Origin of the sequence: Kribbella rubisoli, assembly GCF_004217145.1 — a bacterium.
Classification (GTDB): domain Bacteria; phylum Actinomycetota; class Actinomycetes; order Propionibacteriales; family Kribbellaceae; genus Kribbella; species Kribbella rubisoli.
The window spans coordinates 14533-35694 of sequence record NZ_SHKR01000018.1; the positions used below are offsets into that span (position 1 = coordinate 14533).

Consider the following 21162-nt stretch of genomic DNA (forward strand, 5'->3'; position numbering starts at 1 on the left):
CCACACGGGTTCCACGAGGCAGGACTGCGCAAGTCTAGTTGGCTCGTCGCGGGGATTCAGGACAGGAGGCCCCTCCCGTTTGTTGCCACAAGCACGTACTGTGGTCTCAGGCGTACCCTCAGTCACTGCCGTCACACGCCGCTCGGGAGACCCAATGCTCACTGCAGCACGGGGGGCAACTCTGATCCTCCTGGGTGCACTGCTTGCGCAGGCACCCCTCACTGCCCAGGCCTACCAACCACGCGAGCCCGAGTACTCCGGGCCGCCCAGCACCACCGCTTCCCCCACACCCACCGCTACCCCCACCTCTATGCCCACCTCTTTGCCCACTGTCGAGCCGACTACGACGCCAACGGCCACGGCGACTGCGAGTCAGCCGGTGGACGAGCCTGCGGCGCGGTCGTGGAGCGAGGTGGTCAAGCAGGTGACGGAGACGTCGCCGGGTGATCTGCAGGTGCGGTCGGCAGACAAGACCGAGCAGGCCGAGTCCATGCTCAGGTGCTTCAAGCTCGACACCGAGAACTACTGCCTCGGCCTCGGCTTCGTCGACAAGCTCCCGACGGGTGCACAACTGCAGTCGCTCGTGAGCCCGCCGACCCTCCGCGCGGCGGACGAGGCCGGAGTCGAGCAGGACATCCCGACCGGTGACCTCACCCCGGCCGATTTCGTCGCCCAGCGCGCCGCGATGCCGAAGAGCACTCGGGTCACCGCAGAGCTGGACGAGATGCAAGCAGCCTGGAACGGCCGAGAGAAGGCCCGCGAACTCCGCGAGCTGGTCGCCAGTCAAACACTTCCGGTGAACCCACAAGCGACGACTGAAGAGCCGACACCTGCGGCGACTGCGACGCCGACGGCAACTACCACTCCGACCGTGACGCCGACGGTGGTTCCTACTCGGACCGCTCCGACGGTTGGGCCGTCCAAGCCTGTGCCGCCGCAGACGCCGGCTGCTCCGGTGAAGACGCCGGCTTCGGCGTACATCATGAAGGGTTTCCAGACCTCGCAGGAGAAGGGGTACTGGTGTGGGCCGGCGACGTTCCAGTCGATCGACTGGGCCGACGACAACCAGAAGGACACCCAGGCGTCCTGGGCGAAGGACCTCGGCTCGACCACTGGCGGTACGGCGATCTCGGCGATGGTGCAGCAGACCAACGTGAAGACCGCCTGGCCGAAGTCCGCGGGCACGTACGTCGTGCAGAACGTCTCGGACTGGAACGCGCAGACGTTCTTCACCGTCCACCAGAAGCACCTCGGCGTGTACAAGGCTCCGGTGATCGAGCACGTGCAGCTGTTGAAGCGCTACTTCCCGTACCTCGCCTTCAACCACAGCGGGCACTATCAGGTCGGCCGCGGCTACGACAAGGCGAACGGCACGATCGCGATCTTCGAGGTGTTCAACGAGCGCCGGTTCAACAGCCGCGGCAACGTCACCGACGGCCCGCGGAACATCCCGGCGAGCGCGCTGTTCAACGCCACCCTGGCCAACTCCTTCCAGAACATCGGGCTGTGATGCGTCGTCGTACGGTTGCCGCAGGCACCCTTCTCGTCCTGCTGCTGGCCGGATGCTCGTCAACCACCCCGAGCACCGCGCCAACCCCGACGCCCATACCCACACCAACGCCGAAGCCGTCGGCCACTCCCACAAGGCCGACGGACAGCGGTACGGCGATCCCGATGTGGGCGAATGTCCTGCGGCAACCGGTCGACGGCCAGCACCTCGTCACCCAGCAGCACAAGTACGTCGTCACGCGCGGAAGCGACGAGGCCGGTACGACGACGATCACCGACCGCACCAGCAAGAAGGCCGTCGTCCGCCACGTCCCCGCGACCGGTTTCGTTGCCCAGTCCCCCGTTGTCATCGACGACCACTGGGCCCTGATCGAGGACATCCGCTCCGACGGTCCGGACCCGCAGATCAAGGTCGTCCGCTACGACCTCACGACCGGCAAGGCCGCGACACCTGCCGGAATCCCACCTGTCTCCGAGCCCGAGATCGGCGCTTACAACGGCACATTCGCCTACAGCTCCACCGACGCGAAGAACCGCTCCTGCCTGATCGTCGCCGACCTCTCCACCCTGAAATCGCGGGCCGTCACCTGCGTAGACGCCCCCGGGTACGTCGCCGATCCGGTCGTCTCCGCCGACACCGTCACGTTCAGCGAGATCATCGCCCCGGAGACCGCACGCCGCTGCAAACGCATCCTCTCCGCTCCCCTGACCAACGGCCCGGCGAAGCCGGTGCCTGCAGCAACCAACTGCATCCAGTGGAGCGGCGCGACCATCGGCGGCGCAACGGTCTGGTCCGAGGTTGCCGCCGCGGACCCAAACCAGTACCAGAGCAAGGCGTACGTCCGCGAGTCCGGCGACTCCCCCGCCCGCGCGCTCGGCACCGTCGTCACCGACACGATCCTTGCCTGCGGCAACTGGATCCTCTGGGAGGTCCGCACGGTCAGCGCGACCGGCGAGGAGACCTACCAGATCAACCGCTGGCGGCCCGGTCTCGCCACCCCGCAACGCATGTACGCCGCCAAACCCGGCGTCGCGCTCACGCCGATGACCTGTCAGGACAACACCGTGTACGTCGAAGCGGCCTACCTCGCGAGCACGCCGACGTACACCGAAACGATCTCGGCGGCAGTCTGACAGCGGCTACCAGCGCGCGTGCCGGATCCGCACCTTGCCGAACCCGACCGCGCCGGTGATCCGGATCCGCGGGCCGGTGCCGGTGGACCCGCGCGGCGGTTTGTACTGCGAGTCCTTCCAGGCGGTGTGCAGACCCTCGAGCTCGACGACCGCGTTGCGCGGCACCCGGATCTTCGCGCCGCCAGTACCGAGCTTCAGCTCGATGTCGACCTCTTGGTGCTCGAAGATCGCCCGGGTCAGATCGAGCCGGACCCGCCCGAACGCGGAATGCACCTTCAGCGTCCGCGGCACCCGCCAGACGCCGGCGCGGCTGATCCGTCCGGACGCCGCGCCGATGGTCGCGGAACGGCCCGGGTCGGGTGCCGGCAGCGAGGCCAGGGCTCGCTGGATGTCCTGCCGGGTCCTGGCGCTGAGCACCTGGTGCAGCCGGGCGTCCATCTCCTCGTGGGTGAGGATCCCGTCCGTATAGGCCTCTTGCACGCGTCGCACCGCAGTGTCGCGATCCACGTCCCCGATGGCGGGCGAGCGGTCTCCAGGTACGAACGTCACCAAACCACTGTAGTACCCGCTACACGACCAGACCGCGAGCCCGGAGTTGCGTCCGGAGGTCGGCCGCACCGGTGAAGACCTCGGCGTCGAGACCGACCGCGCGGGCACCGTCGACGTTGTACGCCATGTCGTCGGTGTAGAAGGTGCGCGCTGGGTCCAGACCGAAGCGGTCGATGAGGATCCGGTAGATCTTCTCGTCGGGCTTCACGGTCTGCTCGACGCCCGAGACGACCTCGCCGTCGAACTGCTGGAGGATCGGGAACGCGTCCTTCGCGATCCCCCACTTCTCACCGGAGAAGTTCGTCAGTGCGTACGTCGGCAGACCGAGCGCCTTGATCTCGGTGAGCACTGCGGCAGTGTCCTCGAACACGCCCTTGACCATCTTCAGCCAGCCGGTGTCGTACGCCTCGATCCACTCGGCGTGCTCCGGATGCAGACTCGTCAGCTCCGCAACCGCCTCGGCCCACGTGCGACCCTCGTCCTGCTTGTGGTTCCAGGCCGGCGTGGCCACGTTGGTCAGGAAGTGCGACCGCTGCTCCTCGTCGGGAATCAGGTCGGCGTAGAGGTAGTTGGGGCTCCAGTCCAGCAGCACCCCACCGATGTCGAACACCACCGCATCGATCGTCATGTGCGCAACCCTACGAGACTCGGGGAGAACGGGGCGGCCGCTTTCACCGTCCGGAGCACCGGGACGGTCTCGATCGCGGTGATGTGCTCGATGGCGCCGATGCGTTCGGTCAGGTAGGTGTGCAGGGCGTCGGGGCTCGCGCAGAGTGCTTGGGTGACGAGGTTCGTCCGGCCGGTGGTCGCCGCGACGAAGCCGAGCTCGTCGTGCTCGGCCAACGCCCGCCCGACCGCGTCGAGGTGCGCGGGCGGAACGGACAACCACAACATCGCGCTGGTCGTGAAGCCGAGCGCGGTCGGATCGACGTCGACATCGAAGTAGATCGCGCCGGTCCGCTGCAGCTCGTCCAGCCGGCGCGCGACCGTCGCCGTGGACCAGCCCGTGCGTACGGCGAGATCCGCGTGCGTGGCGCGACCGTCCTCGCCGAGCGCGGTCAGCAACTTCGCGTCACCATCGCCCAGCGGCTTGACGGGTCCTCGATCGGTCGGCGTCGTGATGAAGGCTGCCTCCTGTGCCGACGTCAGACTCTTGGCGCGGCCACGCCAGGCGGTCGGACCACCGACGTACATGTGCAGCAGGTACTGCGCCGACACCGACGTGATGCCGGTGGTCCGCGGGAGGTCGTTGAGGAGGAGCGCGCTGCCGTCGGTCGGGGTGCTGTTCACGATCGACACGATCTCGGTCCCGCCCGCGGCGAACTTGATCCAGCTCGTGTCGGGGCGGCGAGCGAGTGCCGCGGCGAGATCCTGTGCGACCTGCGGAGTCGCGGTAAGGCGAACCAGCCACAGCGCCCGACCGGCCGTCTGCGGATCCGGCAGACCGATCACCCGCAGGCCGGCCTCGGCCCGCAGCCGGTTGAAGCGGCGTGCGACCGTCTGCGTCGAGACGCCGAGGACTTCACCGATCCGGCTGTACGGCGCGCGCCCGTCGAGCTGCAGCGCGTGGATCAGGGCCCGGTCGATCGTGTCCAGCATGTGAAGATCATCGCCCATCGTGCGCGTGGATGGAAGATTTCTGCGACTTCTGTCGGATTTGTGGAAGGTTAGATAGTTGGATCCGATCGTGGTGGCATGACGAACAAGAGATGGATCGGCCTGATCGCCCTGCTCGTGGCCGAGGCCATGAACCTGTTGGACGCGACGATCGTGCAGGTCGCTGCGCCGGTGATCCACGGTGACCTCGGTGGACGGACCTCGGATATCCAGTGGTTCAGCGCGGCGTACACGCTGCCGTTCGCGGCGCTGCTCATCACCGGTGGCCGGCTCGGCGATCGGTACGGCCGGCGGCGGGTGTTCCGCATCGGCGTTGCCGCCTTCGTGCTCACCTCGACGGCGTGCGCGCTGGCGATGTCACCCGGTCTGCTGATCGCGTCCCGGGCCATCCAGGGCGCGGCGGCGGCCTTGGTGATTCCGCAGACCATCGGGCTGATCAAGGCCGGATTCACCAGTGGTGCACTGGCGAAGGCGCTCGGCACGATCGGTCCGGTGATGGGGCTCGCTGCGATCTCCGGCCCGCTCCTCGGCGGGTTCATCACTGAGGTCAGCACGTGGCGCGGGGTCTTCCTCGTCAACGTGCCGTTGGGGCTGGCCGTGCTCGCCCTTTCGCACCTGCTGCCGGAGTCGGCGGCGCCTCACCGTCCGAAGATCGACGTCCTGGGGACGGTGCTGCTGGCCGGCGGTACCGCGCTGATCGTCTACCCGATCCTGCAGTCCCGCAGCTGGTTCCTGTTGATCGGCGGGGTGGTTCTGCTCGGTCTGTGTCTGCTGCGCGGCAACTTGATCGAGACGAGTCTGTTCGCGCATCGCGGGTTCGCTCCGGCGCTTGCGACCTCCACGCTGTTCTTCGCGGTGATGAGCGGGTTGACGTTGGTCGTCGTACTGCATGAGCAACTCACGCTGCACCACGGCGTCATGCGCGCCAGCCTCGCGCTGCTCCCGTGGTCGGCCGCGACTGGAATCGCGTCACTCGTCGCAGGTCAGTGGCTGGTCGCCCGCTTCGGATCCCGGCTGATGTACGCCGGTCTCGGCGTACTGCTCGTCGGCCTCGCGGCCGCGCCGTACGCACTCCTGCCCGCGTTGGCCGTTGTGGGCTTCGGGGTCGGGCTGTTCACGACTGCGTTCTTCACCGAGGCGTTGCATCGGGTCGAGCCGCACGAGACCGGGTCCGCTGCAGGGCTGCTCAACGCAGTACAGCAATTCGGCGGGACGCTCGGCGTTGCGGCGTTCGGCACGATCTTCCTGCACCATCCAGCCTCGCTCGACCGCACGGCGTGGGTTGCGGTCGCGGTCGTCGTCGTGACGGTCGCGACCGCTCACCTCATGCGGTCGCCGCGTTTGCTGCGGCGCGGGCGTGGAGCGCCGGCGCCAGCGAGTATTGGCCGATGAAGATCACCACACCGAGTACGGCGCAGCCGAGCCAGGTGGCTGTCGGGCCGAGATGCTCGAGGGCGTTCGTACCGGCCAGCGGACCGATCACCGTGCCGACGCCGAACGCCATCCCGGACAGACCCATGTAGCGGCCGCGCAGATCGATCGGCGCGAGGTCGGCGAACACCGCGCCGATCACCGCGGCGAACCCGATCTCGCCGATCGTCCACACCACGACCGACACCGCGTATCCCCACCAGCTGTGTACGACGGCACCGACGCCGAAGCCGAGTCCGACCACCAGCATCGAGGCCGCGAGCAGTTTCGGCCGGTCGAGCCTGGCGTACCACTTGCCGAGGAACGGCTGGACGAGCACGATCACGACACCGTTGAGCGCGATCACCAGACCGTACGTCCGGGATGAGAGGCCGTCGTCCGACATCGCCAGCGGCAGGGTCGAGTAGCCCTGCATGTAGATGGTCGCGTAGCCGATCTGGATCAGGATCATCAGCAGGAACACGGTGTCGCGTACGACGACCGGCAGCAGCGCCCGGCGTACCGAATCCTCCTCGGGGGCCGGACGGCTCTCCGGCACCATCATCCAGATGACCAGGCCGGCGATCACCGACGTGGCGGCGTTCACCCAGAACAGCAGGCCGTAGCCGAACGACGCGAGGACGCCCGCGCTGACGGTCGAGACGGAGAAGCCGAGGTTGATGGCCCAGAACAGCAGGCCGTACGCGCGGACCCGCTCGGTCGGCTGCAGCAGGTCCGCGACCGTCGCCTGGACGGCCGGGCGGAACAGGTCGCTGAGCAGGCCGACCAGAAAGGCGGTCACCCAGACCAGCGCCATCGAACGGGCGGATCCGAGCAGGATCAGCGCGGCGCCGGTACCGAAGAAGCAGATCAGCATGGTCACGCGGCGTCCGACCCGGTCGGCCAGCCAGCCGCCGACGAGCTGCGCACACACGGAGCCGGCGCCGACAGCTGCGGCGACAGCTCCCGCCGTACCGGCCGAGAGGTGGCGGTCGTGGGTCAGGTAGAGGACGAGGAAGGGTTGCACGAAGCTGCCGAGCCGGTTGACCAGCTGGCACACCCACAGCGCCCAGAACGCCCGCGGCAGGGCGGTCGGGGCGGCGTTGCCGATGGCGACTGCACTCATGGGATCAACTCTCGGGTCCCCGTCGGCTGTTGTCGATGATTAGGGTGAGGACTAATCTTGGCCGGGTGATCACGATCAGGCTGAACGCCGGGGACGTCGGGCGGATCCGGTTCGCGCTGTCGCCGGTGTGGGAGGCGATGACGAGTGTGCGGGCGCTGAGCAACAACACCGCGCAGAGCGTGCACGGTCCGTGGCTGCAGAAGGTCCGGCCGACAATCGCGGGCGACGACCTGACGTTGCTCAGGGCCCTCATTCCGCCGTACGGCTATATCCCTGATTTCATGACGCCCGCGCCGCCGCGGCGGTCGACGAGCTTCGAGTCCGGTCTGGCCGCGATCGCCGCTACCCCGCACGAGATCGTGGCGGACGAGCTCGGGAAGCTTCACCACGACACTCCGCACCCGCTGCTGCCGGAGCTGATCGCGCATCCGGCGAAGGCGCTGGAGGTGATCACGTCGGCGCTGGAGACGTACTGGCGCCGGGCGATCGAGCCGGAGTGGCGGCGGATGCGGTCGCTGCTGCAGGAGGACCTCGCGTTCCGGCTGGACGAACTGGCGAGCGGCGGGATCGAGCGGCTGTTCCGCAACCTGCACCCGTCGATCAGCTACCGCGGCGATCGCGTCGAGATCGACCGCCCGTACACCTGCGACGGCGAGCCGATGGCCGGGCAAGGCCTGCTCCTCGTGCCGTGCGTGTTCACCTGGCCCGCCGGCCTCGCGGTCACTGGCGCGCCGCACGTGCCGACGATCACCTACCCACCACGCGGCCTCGGCCGCTTGTGGGAGGACCGCCAGGACACCACGGACTCACCCCTGGCAGACCTCGTCGGCCGCACCCGCGCCGCAATAGTCAGCCACCTGGACCTCCCAATGTCCACCACCCACCTGGCCCACCAGCTAGGTGTCTCCGCCCCCACCCTCAGCGTCCACCTGAGCATCCTCCGCAACGCCGGCGTAGTCACCTCCCACCGCGACGGCCGCACCGTCCTCTACCACCGAACCTCCCTCGGCCACCAACTCCTCGCCGCATCAACCCAGCTCGCGACGACGGCTTAGCTACTCCTCGACCCGCTCGAGTACCGCCGCGTCCGCACGATCCTTCGCGGCGTCCGACGCATCCTCACGCGCGACAGCCTTGCCGGCCCGCAGTACGTCGAGGGGGATCACCCGCGCCGACACCGCCCCGAATTCGCGGCGGACATCACCGAGCGGCTCCGTCGACCAGACGACCGGCTGATCAGGCAGCGGTACGACGACCTCGCCCGCGTGGCCGCTCTCCACGAAGGTGAACTCGACCAGCACCGAACCGAACACGTACCGCGTCCCGATCACGTCATCAGGCATCGGCGTATGACGCCATCCGGCCGCCTCGAGTGCTGCCTTGACCCTGGCGAAGTCCCGTCGCCAGGCCGCCACGTCCACGTCGTCGTGCCGCCGGGTCCACTCTCCCACCCAGAAATCGACCGCCCATCCTCCGAACAGCCAGTGATCGACCCCGGCGTTGTCCAAGGCCTGGCTGAGCGCGGAGATCGCCGCCAGTTGGTCGCGAGATTCGCCATCCATTCCAGCAGGGTCCGCGACCGAACACTGCCGGTCCACCCCTTAGGTCAACCGAAGCTGGGTGGGTCTACCTGGATTCGGACTGTGCCGGGGTTTTTCTTGGTGGTGCGGGCTGATTGGGATTCCTTGAGGGATCGGACGAGGGTGGGGCCGTGTTGGCGGGGGGTGCGGACTACGGCTCGGACGGTTTCTTCGTCGAGGTCTACGGGGCCGAGGACCTCCAGGCCGGCGGATGGTGGGACCAGGTCGCGGAGGCGGGTGATGAGGTCGTTGACGGCCTCGGAGGGGCCGGTCAGTTCGGCTAGTTTGGCCGCGGGGGCGAGGCGGGCGGTACGCCGTTCTTCGATCTCGCGGGTGGCGTAGCCCTCGGGGCTCCAGCGGACGATTGCCTGGAGTGGAAGGGCGGACGGGTCGCCGACGAGGATGACGGTGCCGCCGTCGCGGGCCGATCGGACCAGGGCGGCCGCGTTGAACCATCGGCGTACGGCTTCTTCGGGAGCTCGTAGGTCCTGGCGGGCGAGCATCAGCCAGGTGTCGAGCAGGACGGCTGCGGCGTACCCGCCCTCGGCGACCGGCTCGGCCCCGGGCGTGCTGACGATCAGGGCCGGGGCATCGGACACGACGTCGAGCATGTTGTCGCCGCCCGACGTACGCACCACGACGCCGGGAAACGCCCGCCCCAGCTCCTCCGCCGTACGACGAGCGCCGATGATCGCCGCGCGCATCCGGGTGTCGCCGCACTCCGGGCACCGGTGGTCGACCGCGGGTCGCCCGCAGACGCTGCAGCTCGCCGGCCCGGATCCGCCCGTACGACGCAACGTCCCGCCGCACGTCGAACATCGCGACGGCGCCCGGCACGTCTGGCACACGAGGCTCGGCAGATACCCGGCCCGCGGCACCTGCACCAGCACCGGCCCCGACCGCAACCCGTCACGCGCGATCTCGAACACGCGGTGCGGCAATCGCGCCGCCCGCGCGCTCGGATCACGGGCCAGCTCGTGATCCGACTCCCCCGCGATATGCACCGACGGCGCCGCCGCGCGGATCACCTTCCGGTCCGCGATCAGCTCATGCGCGAACCCGGACTCGATCAACGCCGCCGCCTCCGCGGAGCGCGCGAACCCGCCGAGCAGAGCAGCGCAGTTCTGCCGGAACGCCCGCAGCAGCAGGACTTCACGCGCATGCGGGTACGGCGCGCGCGGCTCGGCGTACGACTCGTCGCCGTCGTCCCACATCGCCACCAACCCGAGCTCCGCCACCGGCGCGAACGCGGCCGCCCGCGTGCCGATCACCACCCGAGCGCATCCGCGGACTGCGGCGAGGAAGGCGCGATAGCGGGCTGTCGGGCCGAGGTCGGCCGAGAGCGTGACGAAGCCGGTCGGGCCGAGGACGGCTTCGCAGGCGGCCGCCAGTCGCTCGAGGTCGCGCGCGTCGGGGGCAAGCAGCAGGGCACCACGACCAGATGCGGCACAGACAGCCGCAGCCTGCGCGAACGCGAGCGCCCAGTCGGCCCCCGGCACGGCGGTCCACACAGCCCGCGGCGGCTCCCCTCGCGCGATCGCATCGAGGAATCCCGGCGGGTACGGCGACCACTCGGACCGCGACGTGGAGACCGGCGGACGCGGTGGCTGATCGCAGCGCAGCGGCTCGGCTTCGACCTTCGCGTGCCGCGGCGGGACCGCCAGCCGCGTCACATCCGCGAGCACCCCGGCGTACCGATCGGCGACCGCACGACACAGGTCGGCCATCTCCGGTGTCAGCACCCGCTCGGGCGAGACGACCTTACGCATCCTCATCAGCTTGCCGTCGTGATCCGACTCGGCGAGCCGCTCCAGCACGAACCCGTCGAGGTCCTTGCCGGCAAAACGAACCTTCACCCGGGCGCCCGGCTGAGCCGCCTCGGCCATGTCGTCCGGGACGAGATAGTCGAACGGCCGGTCCAGATGCGGGAGGGAGACATCGACCGCGATCCGTGCCACCGGCAACGTCTCGGTGATCTCGGCCGGCTCTTTGGTCCGGGATTTGCGCACGGCGTCCCGCAGCAGCGTCAGTTGCTCCGGCGAGTCCGATGTCACCGGGAAACTCTAGTCGGCCCGGGCGACAGCGCGCGGAACGCCGCGACCCGGCTGTGGACAACTGCCACAGCCGGGTCGCGGAACTGCCTTGTTACTTCCTGACCTACTTGTTGACCGCGGCCTTCAGGGCCTCGACGCGGTCGGTGTGCTCCCAGGTGAAGTCCTCGCCGGTCCGGCCGAAGTGGCCGTTGCGGGCGGTCTGGGCGTAGATCGGGCGGAGCAGGTCCAGGTCGCGGATGATCGCGGCCGGCCGCAGGTCGAAGACCTCACGGACCGCGTCGGCGATCTTGGCCACCGGCACCTTCTCGGTCCCGAACGTGTCGACGTAGAAGCCGACCGGCGCGGCCTTGCCGATCGCGTACGCGACCTGGCACTCGACCCGGTCCGCGAGGCCCGCGGCGACGATGTTCTTCGCCACCCAGCGCATCGCGTACGCCGCCGACCGGTCCACCTTGGACGGGTCCTTGCCGGAGAACGCGCCACCACCGTGCCGCGCCATCCCGCCGTACGTGTCGATGATGATCTTCCGCCCGGTCAGCCCGGCGTCGCCCATCGGGCCGCCGATCTCGAACCGGCCGGTCGGGTTCACCAGCAGCTTGTAGTCGGTCGAGTCGATGTCGAACTGCTCGAGCACCGGGTCGACGACGTGCTTCTTGATGTCCGGGGTCAGCATCGACTCCAGGTTGATGTCCGCCGCGTGCTGGCTGGACACCACCACGGTGTCGATCCGGACTGCCTTGTCACCGTCGTACTCGACCGTGACCTGGGTCTTGCCGTCGGGCCGCAGGTACGCCAGCGTGCCGTTCTTGCGGACCTCGGACAGCCGCTCGGACAGCCGGTGCGCGATCGTGATCGGCAGCGGCATGAGCTCCGGCGTCTCGTTGGACGCGTAGCCGAACATCAGTCCCTGGTCGCCTGCCCCCTGCAGGTCCAGTGCGTCCACGGACGCGTCCGACCGCGTCTCGTACGCCGTGTCGACACCCTGGGCGATGTCCGGCGACTGGCTGCCGATAGCGACCTGCACCCCACAGGACGCGCCGTCGAAACCCTTCAAGGACGAGTCGTAGCCGATCTCCAGGATGCGCGCTCGCACGATCCCCGGGATATCGACGTACGCCGTCGTGGTGACCTCGCCCGCGACGACGACCAGACCCGTGGTGATCAGGGTCTCGACCGCCACGCGGCTCTTCGGGTCCTCGGCCAGCAACGCGTCGAGGATGGAGTCGCTGATCTGGTCAGCGATCTTGTCCGGGTGACCTTCGGTCACGGACTCGGACGTGAAAAGGCGCCTCGCCACAGTTCTCCCTCGGATTCCTCTCGTGCCGCACGACCGTTCCCCACAGTCGCACGGTCCCCCCATGCACCGACGGTTGGCGATGCATCTTGGGCAGTATGCCAGCAGTTTCCACCGGAGTCCCGGTAACGCTTCGAATTCATCCAGCATACGGGATTACTGATCATATTCTGGACTTCGACCCTGGTTTCAGGCGTGAGCGCCGACCGTCACGTCGCCGAGTGTGAGCGACGGCGCACCACCGAGGATCTCCCCCAGCCGCTCCACCTCGGCGTCCAGCAGTTTGCGGCGGCGACGGTTCAGCGGGGTCAGTGCCTCGACGGTGACGTGCAGTGTCCGGCCCGACTTCTTCTGGTGCCAGACGCCCGCCACGATGCCGTCGACGAGCAGCAGCGGGTAGTTGCCGGCCTGCCCGCGGGCGGTCGCCCGATCGAAGGCCTTGCCGGGGAAGAGCAGTTCCCTCGGGTAGCTGCCGACGCCGTACGCATCGAAGTACGGCAGGAGCCGCACACCCTCGGCCCGCTCGTCCGTGAAGTCACCGTCACCCGGGGCATACCATACGGTATGGTCTGCCAGCGTCGCGTGCGGCAGACCGTCGAAGTACGGCTTGATCTTGGTCGGCGTGGTGCTCAGCCAGCGGGCGAACTGCTGCGGGGTCGCCGGCCCGTAGGAGTACAGGTATCGGTGCAGCAGCTCGGTCAGAGCCTTCTCGGCCGGGAGCGGCTCGAACGGGCGGAGGCGATGCGGGTTCGCGTACGTCATCAGCCGGCCGCGCATCGGGCCGTGGCACAGTACGCCGGCATTCGCCGCGACCGAGGTCGCCTGCCGCCACCGCGCCCACGCACCCTGGAAGGCGGGGATCGTCGGCTCCCGGGCCCACTCGCCCGTCCGCCGTACGACTTCCTCGGTCAGCTCGTCGACAGTCAGATCGTCCTGCGCGAGCGCTTCCCCGATGGCGACAATCACCTGGTCGACCTCATCCGGCGACATCCGGATCGGCGCGGGCTGACTACCAGCCCCCGGTAGAGCCGACAACGCCCCGGTCCACATCGGCAGATCCTCGAGCGGCAACAGATGCACAGTCCCCCGCGGCCCGAACGTCTTCACCAGCCCCTCGTCGCCCTGCACCGTCGCGCGATCAGCCCCAGCCACTCGGATCGCCACGGACATCTCTCCCGCTGTCGCGATCTGCGCGTGCGCTCCACACATCGCCCGCACAGCATCAACCGGCGACTCGGCCTCCTCGGTCAGGAAGTGCCGCCGCATCCGCCGCGCAACCACGGCCTCCCACCCAATCTCCATACCCAGGACCCTAAACACCAAAGAGGACAACTCCTGACCTCTGCCGACCGCCCGCCTCGTGGACGAGGGAAAAGGGCGGGCGGTTCGGGGCGGGTTGCGGCAGGGTGAGGGTATGACGACGACTGTCCGGACGGCGATCACCGACGCCGACTACGAAGCCTGGCGTGCGGTGCGGATCGCGGTGATGCCGTACGAGCGCTGCCCGACGGTCGCTGAGATGCGCGACCTCGATCGGCCCGGCCGGCTGCTGGTGCTGGCGGAGGTCGACGGCGAGGTGGTCGGCAGCGGACTGGCGGATCGTTCGCGCGACGGCCAGAAGGCGTCGCTGACGCCGCGCGTCCGCCCAGAGTTCCGCCGCCGCGGCGTGGGAACCGAGCTGCTCCGCGTGCTCGCCGACCATGCCGTTGCCCAGGGCTACGAGTTTGCGGGTGCCAGTGTCGACGACGAGGAGTCCCGGCTCTTCGCCGAGCGGTTCGGCTTCGTGGAAACGAATCGGGAAGTCGAACAGGTGCGGCAGCTCGGCGACGAGCCGTGGCCGGCCCCGCCGACGGAGTACCAGATCGTCTCGGTCGCCGAACGCCCGGAGCTGTGGACGGCGGCCTACCACCAGGTCGCGGTACCGACCCTGCCCGACATGGACCACCCGGTCGCACTGAAGGTTTCGGAAGCCGACTGGGAGAAGGAGTGGATCAACGACCCGGCCGCGATGTTCGTGGCCGTCGCCGGTGACCAGGCGATCGGGGTGGCAGGGCTGATGCTCGATTCCGATCGACCGGAGCGGGCCGAGGTCGCTTACACCGCCGTACGCCGGGAGTGGCGCGGCAAGTCGGTCGCCGCGACGCTCAAACGCACCAGCATGGCGTGGGCCGCCGACCACGGAATCACCGAGATCTACACCTGGACGCAACGCGGCAACGACGCGATGCGCCGCCTCAACGAACACCTCGGCTTCACCTACGGCATCGTCAGCAGCACTCTGCGGGCGCCGCTGCCTCTGCCCGGAGGTTCTTCACAGGCTCGCTGAGCCCGCGGGCCCCGGCGGGTCAGTGCCAGTGGGTTGCGACCAGGTTCCAGATGACGCCGGCCAGGGCGTCCTTGCTGCCGGAGGGGAACGGCAGGGCGGTGCCGTTGCGGTCGATGATCACTGCTTCGTTGACGTCGCTGCCGAAGACCTTGCCGCCGGAGACGTCGTTGATGACCAGGAGGTCGCAGCCCTTGCGCTCGAGTTTGGCTCGGCCGAGCTCGAGGACCGTGTGCTCGGCGTCTCCGGTCTCTGCGGCGAAGCCGACGATGACCTGGCCGGGGCGGGCGCGGTCGTGCGAGACGGTCTTCAGGATGTCCGGGGTCTGGATCAGGTTGACCGCGGGGACGGCGCCGTCGGCGGTCTTCTTGATCTTGTGCTCGGCGAAGTCGGCGGGGCGGAAATCCGCGGGCGCGGCCGCCATCACGATCGCGTCGGCGTCGGCGGCCCGCCCCGTGATCTCGTCGTACAGGTCGCGGGTGGACACGACCGGGACCACCTGCACCCCGGCCGGGTCGGGTAGCTCGGAGTTCGCCGCGACGAGCGTGACCTTGGCGCCGCGGGCGGCGGCGATCCGGGCAAGCGCGTAGCCCTGCTTGCCGGACGACGAGTTGCCGAGGTACCGGACCGGGTCGAGGTGTTCGCGCGTGCCGCCCGCGCTGACCAGAACATGCTTGCCGGTCAGGTCCGCGACAGACTGCCCGGCGGCGCGGGCCGCCTCATCGGCGAGCATCAGCTGGGTGATCGCGAAGATCTCCGACGGCTCGGGCAGCCTTCCGCGTCCGGTGTCGGCGCCGGTCAGCCGGCCGACCGCCGGGTCCAGAACGGTGATCCCGCGGGAACGCAACACAGCGACGTTCGCCTGGGTTGCCGGGTGTTCCCACATCTCGGTGTGCATCGCGGCCGCGAACAGGATCGGGCAGCGTGCGGTGAGCAGGGTGTTCGTCAGCAGGTCGTCGGCCAGCCCGTGGGCGGCCTTGGCGATCAGGTTCGCGGTCGCGGGCGCGACGACGACCAGCTCAGCGGCCTTCCCGATCCGGACGTGCGGCACTTCCTCGACGTGGTCGAACGGGTCAGCCGTCACGGGCTGCCCGGATAGCGCCGCCCAGGTCGCCGCGCCGACGAACTCCAGCGCGGCCGCCGTCGGCACCACCCGCACGCTGTGCCCGGACTCGGTCAGCCGCCGGAGCAGATCACAGACCTTGTACGCCGCGATGCCGCCGCCGACGCCCAGCACCACGTTGGGCTTGTGCTTGGCGGACGCAGCGGGAACGACAGAGTCCCCCGGGACAGCTGTGGTCCCAGGGGGTTGCACTTCACCGGATCCGGACATCAGCTGACCCCGTTCCCGGTCGTCATTGCGAGTGGGTTACTCGGACTTCTCCGCGGCAGCGGCTTCCGCCTCGGCCTCGGGGTCGATGTCGGTGCAGGTCAGCACGCCCTCGTTGATCTCGCGCATCGCGATCGACAGCGGCTTCTCCTGGACGTGCGTCTCGACCAGCGGTCCGACGTACTCCAGCAGGCCCTCGCCGAGCTGCGAGTAGTAGGCGTTGATCTGCCGCGCGCGCTTGGCCGAGTACAGCACCAGCTTGTACTTCGAGTCGGTGCGGGTGAGCAGGTCGTCGATCGGCGGCGAGGTGATGCCGATGGCGACGGGCTGGTTGCCAGACAAAGTCAGCTCTTTCCAGAGATGGAGGGTGATCGAATCAACTTTACCAACTGATCGGCAGCCTCCCGAACCGAGGCGTTCACGATCGTCACGTCGAACTCCTTCTCGGCCGCCAGTTCCAGTACGGCGGTCTCGAGCCGGCGCTCGCGCTCTTCCTGCGTCTCGGTGCCCCGGCCGACCAGGCGGCGCACCAGCTCGTCCCAGGTCGGCGGCGCCAGGAACACGAACTGTGCCTCCGGCATCGTCTCGCGGACCTGACGGGCGCCCTGCAGGTCGATCTCCAGCAGGGCCGGCCGGCCCGCGGCGAGCTTGTCGAGAACCGGCTGCTTCGGGGTCCCGTAGCGGGCCGCCTTGTGCACGACCGCCCACTCGAGCAGCTCACCGTCCGCGACCATCCGGTCGAACTCCGCGTCGGAGACGAACAGGTAGTGCACGCCGTGCGCCTCGTTCGGCCGCGGCTTGCGGGTGGTCGCCGAGACCGAGATCCAGATGTCGGGGTACCGCTCGCGGATCTCCGCCGCGACCGTCCCCTTCCCCACCGCGGTGGGCCCGGCCAGCACGGTCAACCGCGCCGGGCCGGGATCGGCGGCCATCGGCTCGTTCGCAACATTGTCAGGGTGCGTGGTCATCGTCACACCAGTGTCCAACGAGCCGGGATGGATTTCGGTCTGGCTCACACTGAATCACCCAGCGTCACTCAGCGAATTCGCGCTCGAGCGCGGCGATCTGGTTGGAGCCGAGGCCGCGCACCCGCCGCGTCTCCGAGATGCCCGCCCGCTCCATGATCTGCTGGGCCCGGACCTTGCCGACGCCGGGGATGCACTGCAGCAGCTGGCTCACCCGCATCTTGCCGATGACCTCGTTGGTCTGGCCCTCGTGGAGCACCTCCGTCGGAGACGCTCCCGAGTGCCGGATCCGGTTCTTGATCTCGGCTCGTTCACGCCGCGCGGCCGCGGCCTTGTCCAGAGCCGCCGCACGCTGCTCCGGGGTCAAAGAAGGAAGTGGCACCGTTTCACCTGTCCCGTTGTATGGCTTCGCAAGGGAACCTAACACGGCTCCAGCCCGCGATCAGGACGCGGTGAGCAGAGTCGCGGGACAGGCGGCGGATTGGAACGATCAGTTGATCAATTCAGCGCCGGGAGGTCGACCTTGCAGCTGTCCTTGGCCTGGCTGCTGATGTTCTTGTACGCCGTCATCACGGCGCCGGTCTGCTTGCTGAGCTTCGCGAGCTCGACCCGGTCCGAAGCGGCCGCCTTGGCCTTCTCCGCGAACGTCACGACGACACCCCAGTCGTCCTTCACGTCCTTCGGCGCGGACTCCTGCAGCTTCTTCGCCTCGTCCAGGATCTTCACGTAGTCGACCGGCTTCTGCGGGTCGACGTCGACAGCCTTCGCGGCGTACTTGGCGAGGTCGACGCAGTACGCCTGCTCGTCGGTGCAGGCAGTCAGCACACCGCCTGCCGTCACAGTGGCGGTCACGGTCGCAACAATGGCGAGAACACGTTTCACGGCTTCATCCTCGGGGGTCGGGAGGTCGTGTGCGAACGACGCTACCGGGAGTCACCAAACCATCCGAAACGAATACGTTCCGCTGTCAGCTGGTGTCGGGTGATGCCGCCGTGGCGCCGGCGGGACGGCGATGCGACGCCGCCCTGCCGGCACCGCGGGCGTCAGTTGGTGTTGCCTGCGCCCGGGAGGTCGATCTTGCAGGTGTCCTTCGCCTGCTTGGTGATCGCCTGCATGGCGGGCGTGATCTTGTCACCGTCGGCCTTGGCGAGCTCCACCAGCTTGTTCGTGTCGCCCTTGGCGTCCTGCGCCTTCTCGGCGTAGTCGATGACGGTCTTCCAGTCGTCCTTCAGGTCGTCCGGCGCCGACTTCGACACCTTCTTGGCCTGGTCCAGCATCTTGCCGACCTGGTCGGCGTTCTTGATGTCGACGTCCTTGGCCGAGTCGACGTAGCCCTTCAGGTCACCGCAGTAGTCGCCGCCGGAGCATGCCGTCAGGACACCGGCACTCATCGTCACTACGGCCGCGAGGGCTGCCAGCTTCCGCATTCTGTTCCTTAACAAGTCGCGCGGGAAGACTGTGGCTCCCCGTCCGCCGACACCTTTCCGAACGCCGGGGTCACCGCGAGCTCCGGCACGCCGTGAACAAGATCGCACGGCTCGACTGGAACCGGGTTGTGATGTGCCGCGTCGTCGCGCCCGCCGAACGAGATCGCGACCGCGTTCGCCGCGACGATCACCAGGATCGCCGCCCAGTCGACGAGCGCCAGCTGCTGGTGCAGAACCACGAGTCCGACCATTGCCGCGAGCACCGGGTTCACGCTCATGAAGACGCCGAAGAACTGCGCCGGCACGCGCCGCAACGTCAACAAATCAACGAGGAACGGCACCGCGGACGACAGTACGCCGGCCACCAGCGCGTACGACGCGGCCGCGAGCGTCGCCGGATGGTGCAGCAGGACGACCACGCCGACAGGGATGTAGGCGAGTCCGGACAACGCTGCCGCGGCGGCCGAACCGGTTGCACCCGGCAACTCTCGACCGACCTTGCGGTTGAGGAGGATGTAGAACGCCCAGCCCATCGCGGCGAGCAAGCCGAGGCCGATGCCCAGGTAGTCGGTGGTTGCCTGGGGTCGCGCCAACAGCACCACTGCGGGCGCGGCGACGAGCGCGCACACCAGGTCGAGCACGCGACGTGAGCCCAGCAGTGCGACAGCGAGTGGGCCCAGGAATTCCAGCGTGACAGCCAGGCCCAGGCCTACTCGGTCGATCGCTGTGTAAAGGGACAGGTTCATGACTGCGAAGACCATCGCCAGCCCGATCACCGGGCGCCACTGGCGGGCCGTGATGGACCGCAGACGTGGGCGACCGACCGCGAGCAGCACGATCGCGGCGACCCACTGACGGATCGCCACCACGCCTGCCGGACCGATCACGGGGAACGCGAGCGCCGCCACCGACGCACCGACCTGCGTCGACAGCCCGCTCCCGAGCATCATCGCCACTCCGACCAACCGTTCTCGCCTCACGAACACGAGAGTCCGCCCAGCGGGCGGCATCACAAAATGCAGCCGGCCGTCGATCTATACGCTGGAGTCATGGATCTCGAACTGCGGCATCTGCGCTGCCTGGTCGCGATCGTCGACAACGGGACCTTCACCGACGCGGCGATCGAGCTCGGGATCTCCCAGGCCGCCGTGTCGCGCAGCCTCCTGGCGCTCGAGCAGCGGCTCGGCGTACGCCTGCTGCATCGGACCAGCCGGTCGATCACGCCGACGACCGCAGGTGTCCAGGTGCTCGCGCGTGCCCGGCAGATCCTGGCCGAGATCGACGTACTGGTGACGGAGGCGACCAGCGGCCACACCCGGCTGCGCGTCGGGCACGCGTGGTCGGCGTTCGGCCGGCATACGACGGAGTTCCAGCGCCGATGGGCTGCCGCGTACCCCGAGGTCGAGCTGCAACTGATCCGCACGAACACAGCCACGGGCGGCCTCACCGAGGGCCTGTGCGATCTGGCCGTCGTCCGGACCCACCTCGACTTCAGCAGGTTCGGCTGCGTCCTGCTGACCCAGGAGCCGCGGTACTGCGTCCTGCCCGCCGACGACGCGCTGGCACGCAAACGATCGCTCACGCTCGCGCAGATCGCCGACCGGACGATCGTGATCGACCGCCGTACCGGAAGCACCACGATCGAGCTCTGGCCGGAGCACGCGCGACCGCGGATCGAGCTCACCCACGACGTCGACGACTGGCTGGCCGCCATCGCATCCGGCCGCTGTGTCGGTGTGACGCCCCAGGCCACGACGACGCAGTACCGGCGGGATGGTGTCGTCTATCGCCCCCTGCGTGATGCGCCGCCGGTCGACGTACATCTGATCTGGCATCGCGAGGACCCGCATCCGGCCACCCAGGCGGCCGTCGGGCTGCTCACGACGCTCTACAAGAAGTCCAGCGCCTGACGGCGATCCACGGCCTTCCACAGCTGATTGCGGATCTGCTCGATGCCGCCGACGGGCCAGCGCTCGTAGATGCGCAGTACGGCGGGATCCTGGATGTCGGCGGTGAGCGCGCCGATGAAGTCTCCCCAGACGACCTTGAACGGCCGTCCGCACATCTGCTCCACACCGAGCTCTATCGGCGTGGTGACGCCCCGCCGGTTGTGCAGCTCGGCGACGCCGCGATAGGCCTCCATCAGCGCCTCCTCGCGTTCCTGCCACGTCTCGGCCCGCAGCACTTGGCGCAGCAGCGGCGTCAGGGTCGCGCCGCACGACAGCCGGTTGAACGCCGTACCGAACCACTTCCGGTACGGCGCGTACGTGCGTTCGATCAGGAAGCACAGCTGCATGAGGTCCTGCACGAGCTGCGCACCGATCAACGCCGACCCGAGCTCGTCCCCGACGTACCCCGAGCGCCCGACCAGGTTCATCTCCGGATGGACCCGCCACCACGCGGTGATCATCAAATAGCGCCAGACATCGTCCGGGTAGTACGCCAGCCGATCACGGACCGCCTCGAGACCGAGGTCGTCGTGGAACACACCACCGGCCGTGTGCTGCCGAAGAATCGACTCGGGAAAGGTCAGCCAATCCTGCGGCGTGAGGTCGGCGTCGATGTCGAACGTCAACTGGTCGGCGAAGTACTTGCGGAGGGTATGTACGTCGACCTGCGTCGGACGGCCTTCGAACGTCGCCGGCAGTTCCGGCTGCAGTTCGACTCCCTCCGCGACGAACAGCAGCACTCGCGCTTCGTAGTTGTGGTCCGACGACATCTCGTCGTCGAACCCGAGCACCTCCGAGCCGCGGCCCAGCAACGCCGCGCTGTGCGGCACGTCCACCTGCGGCCGGACGACGTCGAAGTAGAACCGCTCGCAAATCTCCAGACCAGACATGCGAC

22 protein-coding genes are annotated in these 21162 nt (G+C 68.6%); 6 read left to right on the forward strand and 16 right to left on the reverse strand.

Going from position 1 to position 21162, the window contains the following annotated elements; genetic code table 11:
* The first annotated feature begins 310 nt into the window (after positions 1-310).
* Together EV645_RS38135 and EV645_RS38140 are read left to right on the forward strand one after the other, a co-directional pair.
* A complete protein-coding gene (locus EV645_RS38135; protein WP_422386669.1) occupies positions 311-1510 on the forward strand; it encodes a C39 family peptidase in 1200 nt (399 codons plus the stop codon).
* Positions 1510-2643, forward strand: coding sequence for a hypothetical protein (locus EV645_RS38140; RefSeq protein ID WP_242000950.1), 1134 nt, complete (start codon positions 1510-1512; stop codon positions 2641-2643). Before EV645_RS38135 ends, EV645_RS38140 begins: the two co-directional genes overlap by 1 nt.
* A gap of 6 nt (positions 2644-2649) precedes the next feature.
* Here EV645_RS38140 and EV645_RS38145 read toward each other — a convergent pair whose 3' ends face one another.
* Genes EV645_RS38145 through EV645_RS38155 form a run of 3 tightly spaced genes read right to left on the reverse strand, consistent with a single transcriptional unit; the run spans position 2650 to position 4791 of the window.
* Positions 2650-3192 (reverse strand): DUF1707 SHOCT-like domain-containing protein, encoded by a 543-nt coding sequence (locus tag EV645_RS38145; protein ID WP_130449553.1) that lies wholly within the window; start codon positions 3190-3192, stop codon positions 2650-2652.
* Between the two features lie 19 nt (positions 3193-3211).
* Positions 3212-3820, reverse strand: a complete 609-nt coding sequence (locus EV645_RS38150; protein WP_130449555.1) for an HAD family hydrolase — start codon at positions 3818-3820, stop codon at positions 3212-3214.
* Positions 3817-4791 carry an Lrp/AsnC family transcriptional regulator gene (locus tag EV645_RS38155; RefSeq protein WP_130449557.1) on the reverse strand — a complete coding sequence of 325 codons (975 nt, stop codon included), beginning with the start codon at positions 4789-4791 and terminating at the stop codon, positions 3817-3819. Before EV645_RS38155 ends, EV645_RS38150 begins: the two co-directional genes overlap by 4 nt.
* A gap of 96 nt (positions 4792-4887) precedes the next feature.
* Between EV645_RS38155 and EV645_RS38160 the strand changes: the two genes are divergently transcribed.
* Positions 4888-6201, forward strand: coding sequence for an MFS transporter (locus EV645_RS38160; RefSeq protein ID WP_130449559.1), 1314 nt, complete (start codon positions 4888-4890; stop codon positions 6199-6201).
* Here EV645_RS38160 and EV645_RS38165 read toward each other — a convergent pair.
* Positions 6134-7345: an MDR family MFS transporter gene (locus EV645_RS38165; RefSeq protein WP_130449561.1), complete on the reverse strand. Its 1212-nt coding sequence runs from the start codon at positions 7343-7345 to the stop codon at positions 6134-6136. The genes EV645_RS38160 and EV645_RS38165 overlap by 68 nt on opposite strands.
* Positions 7346-7410: 65 nt before the next feature.
* Between EV645_RS38165 and EV645_RS38170 the strand changes: the two genes are divergently transcribed.
* On the forward strand, positions 7411-8400 hold the full coding sequence (locus EV645_RS38170; protein WP_130449563.1) for an ArsR/SmtB family transcription factor: 990 nt from the start codon (positions 7411-7413) through the stop codon (positions 8398-8400).
* Here EV645_RS38170 and EV645_RS38175 read toward each other — a convergent pair whose 3' ends face one another.
* From EV645_RS38175 to EV645_RS38190, 4 genes are all read right to left on the reverse strand, one after another.
* Complete coding sequence (locus EV645_RS38175) at positions 8401-8907, reverse strand: nucleotidyltransferase domain-containing protein (protein WP_130449565.1); 507 nt, start codon at positions 8905-8907, stop codon at positions 8401-8403.
* 44 nt (positions 8908-8951) lie between these two features.
* A complete protein-coding gene (locus EV645_RS38180) occupies positions 8952-10979 on the reverse strand; it encodes a primosomal protein N' (protein ID WP_130449567.1) in 2028 nt (675 codons plus the stop codon).
* A 103-nt stretch (positions 10980-11082) separates the two neighbouring features.
* Positions 11083-12276, reverse strand: coding sequence for a methionine adenosyltransferase (gene metK, locus EV645_RS38185; protein ID WP_130449569.1), 1194 nt, complete (start codon positions 12274-12276; stop codon positions 11083-11085).
* 186 nt (positions 12277-12462) lie between these two features.
* Complete coding sequence (locus tag EV645_RS38190) at positions 12463-13575, reverse strand: winged helix DNA-binding domain-containing protein (protein ID WP_242000921.1); 1113 nt, start codon at positions 13573-13575, stop codon at positions 12463-12465.
* A gap of 112 nt (positions 13576-13687) precedes the next feature.
* Here EV645_RS38190 and EV645_RS38195 point away from each other — a divergent pair, with 112 nt between their 5' ends.
* Positions 13688-14599: a GNAT family N-acetyltransferase gene (locus EV645_RS38195; RefSeq protein ID WP_130449571.1), complete on the forward strand. Its 912-nt coding sequence runs from the start codon at positions 13688-13690 to the stop codon at positions 14597-14599.
* A gap of 19 nt (positions 14600-14618) precedes the next feature.
* Here EV645_RS38195 and coaBC read toward each other — a convergent pair whose 3' ends face one another.
* The 7 genes from coaBC to EV645_RS38230 all read right to left on the reverse strand — a co-directional run bounded on the left by coaBC (position 14619) and on the right by EV645_RS38230 (position 19298).
* Complete coding sequence (gene coaBC, locus EV645_RS38200) at positions 14619-15911, reverse strand: bifunctional phosphopantothenoylcysteine decarboxylase/phosphopantothenate--cysteine ligase CoaBC (protein WP_422386670.1); 1293 nt, start codon at positions 15909-15911, stop codon at positions 14619-14621.
* A 54-nt stretch (positions 15912-15965) separates the two neighbouring features.
* Positions 15966-16268: a DNA-directed RNA polymerase subunit omega gene (rpoZ, locus tag EV645_RS38205; protein WP_130388473.1), complete on the reverse strand. Its 303-nt coding sequence runs from the start codon at positions 16266-16268 to the stop codon at positions 15966-15968.
* 2 nt (positions 16269-16270) lie between these two features.
* Positions 16271-16894, reverse strand: a complete 624-nt coding sequence (gene gmk, locus EV645_RS38210) for a guanylate kinase (RefSeq protein ID WP_130449573.1) — start codon at positions 16892-16894, stop codon at positions 16271-16273.
* 64 nt (positions 16895-16958) lie between these two features.
* The gene (gene mihF / locus EV645_RS38215) at positions 16959-17273 is read right to left on the reverse strand and encodes an integration host factor, actinobacterial type (RefSeq protein ID WP_130449575.1); all 315 of its coding nucleotides are present in this window, start codon (positions 17271-17273) and stop codon (positions 16959-16961) included.
* A 116-nt stretch (positions 17274-17389) separates the two neighbouring features.
* Complete coding sequence (locus EV645_RS38220; RefSeq protein ID WP_242000922.1) at positions 17390-17773, reverse strand: hypothetical protein; 384 nt, start codon at positions 17771-17773, stop codon at positions 17390-17392.
* Positions 17774-17934: 161 nt separating this feature from the next.
* Positions 17935-18318: a hypothetical protein gene (locus EV645_RS38225; RefSeq protein ID WP_242000923.1), complete on the reverse strand. Its 384-nt coding sequence runs from the start codon at positions 18316-18318 to the stop codon at positions 17935-17937.
* Between the two features lie 8 nt (positions 18319-18326).
* Entirely contained in the window at positions 18327-19298 is a 972-nt protein-coding gene (locus EV645_RS38230) for an EamA family transporter (protein ID WP_242000924.1), read from the reverse strand.
* Positions 19299-19367: 69 nt separating this feature from the next.
* On the opposite strand from EV645_RS38230, the gene EV645_RS38235 reads away from it, so the two are divergent.
* Entirely contained in the window at positions 19368-20228 is an 861-nt protein-coding gene (locus EV645_RS38235; protein ID WP_130449577.1) for a LysR family transcriptional regulator, read from the forward strand.
* Here EV645_RS38235 and EV645_RS38240 read toward each other — a convergent pair.
* Complete coding sequence (locus EV645_RS38240) at positions 20207-21157, reverse strand: DUF4037 domain-containing protein (RefSeq protein ID WP_130449579.1); 951 nt, start codon at positions 21155-21157, stop codon at positions 20207-20209. The genes EV645_RS38235 and EV645_RS38240 overlap by 22 nt on opposite strands.
* Between the last annotated feature and the right edge of the window lie 5 nt (positions 21158-21162).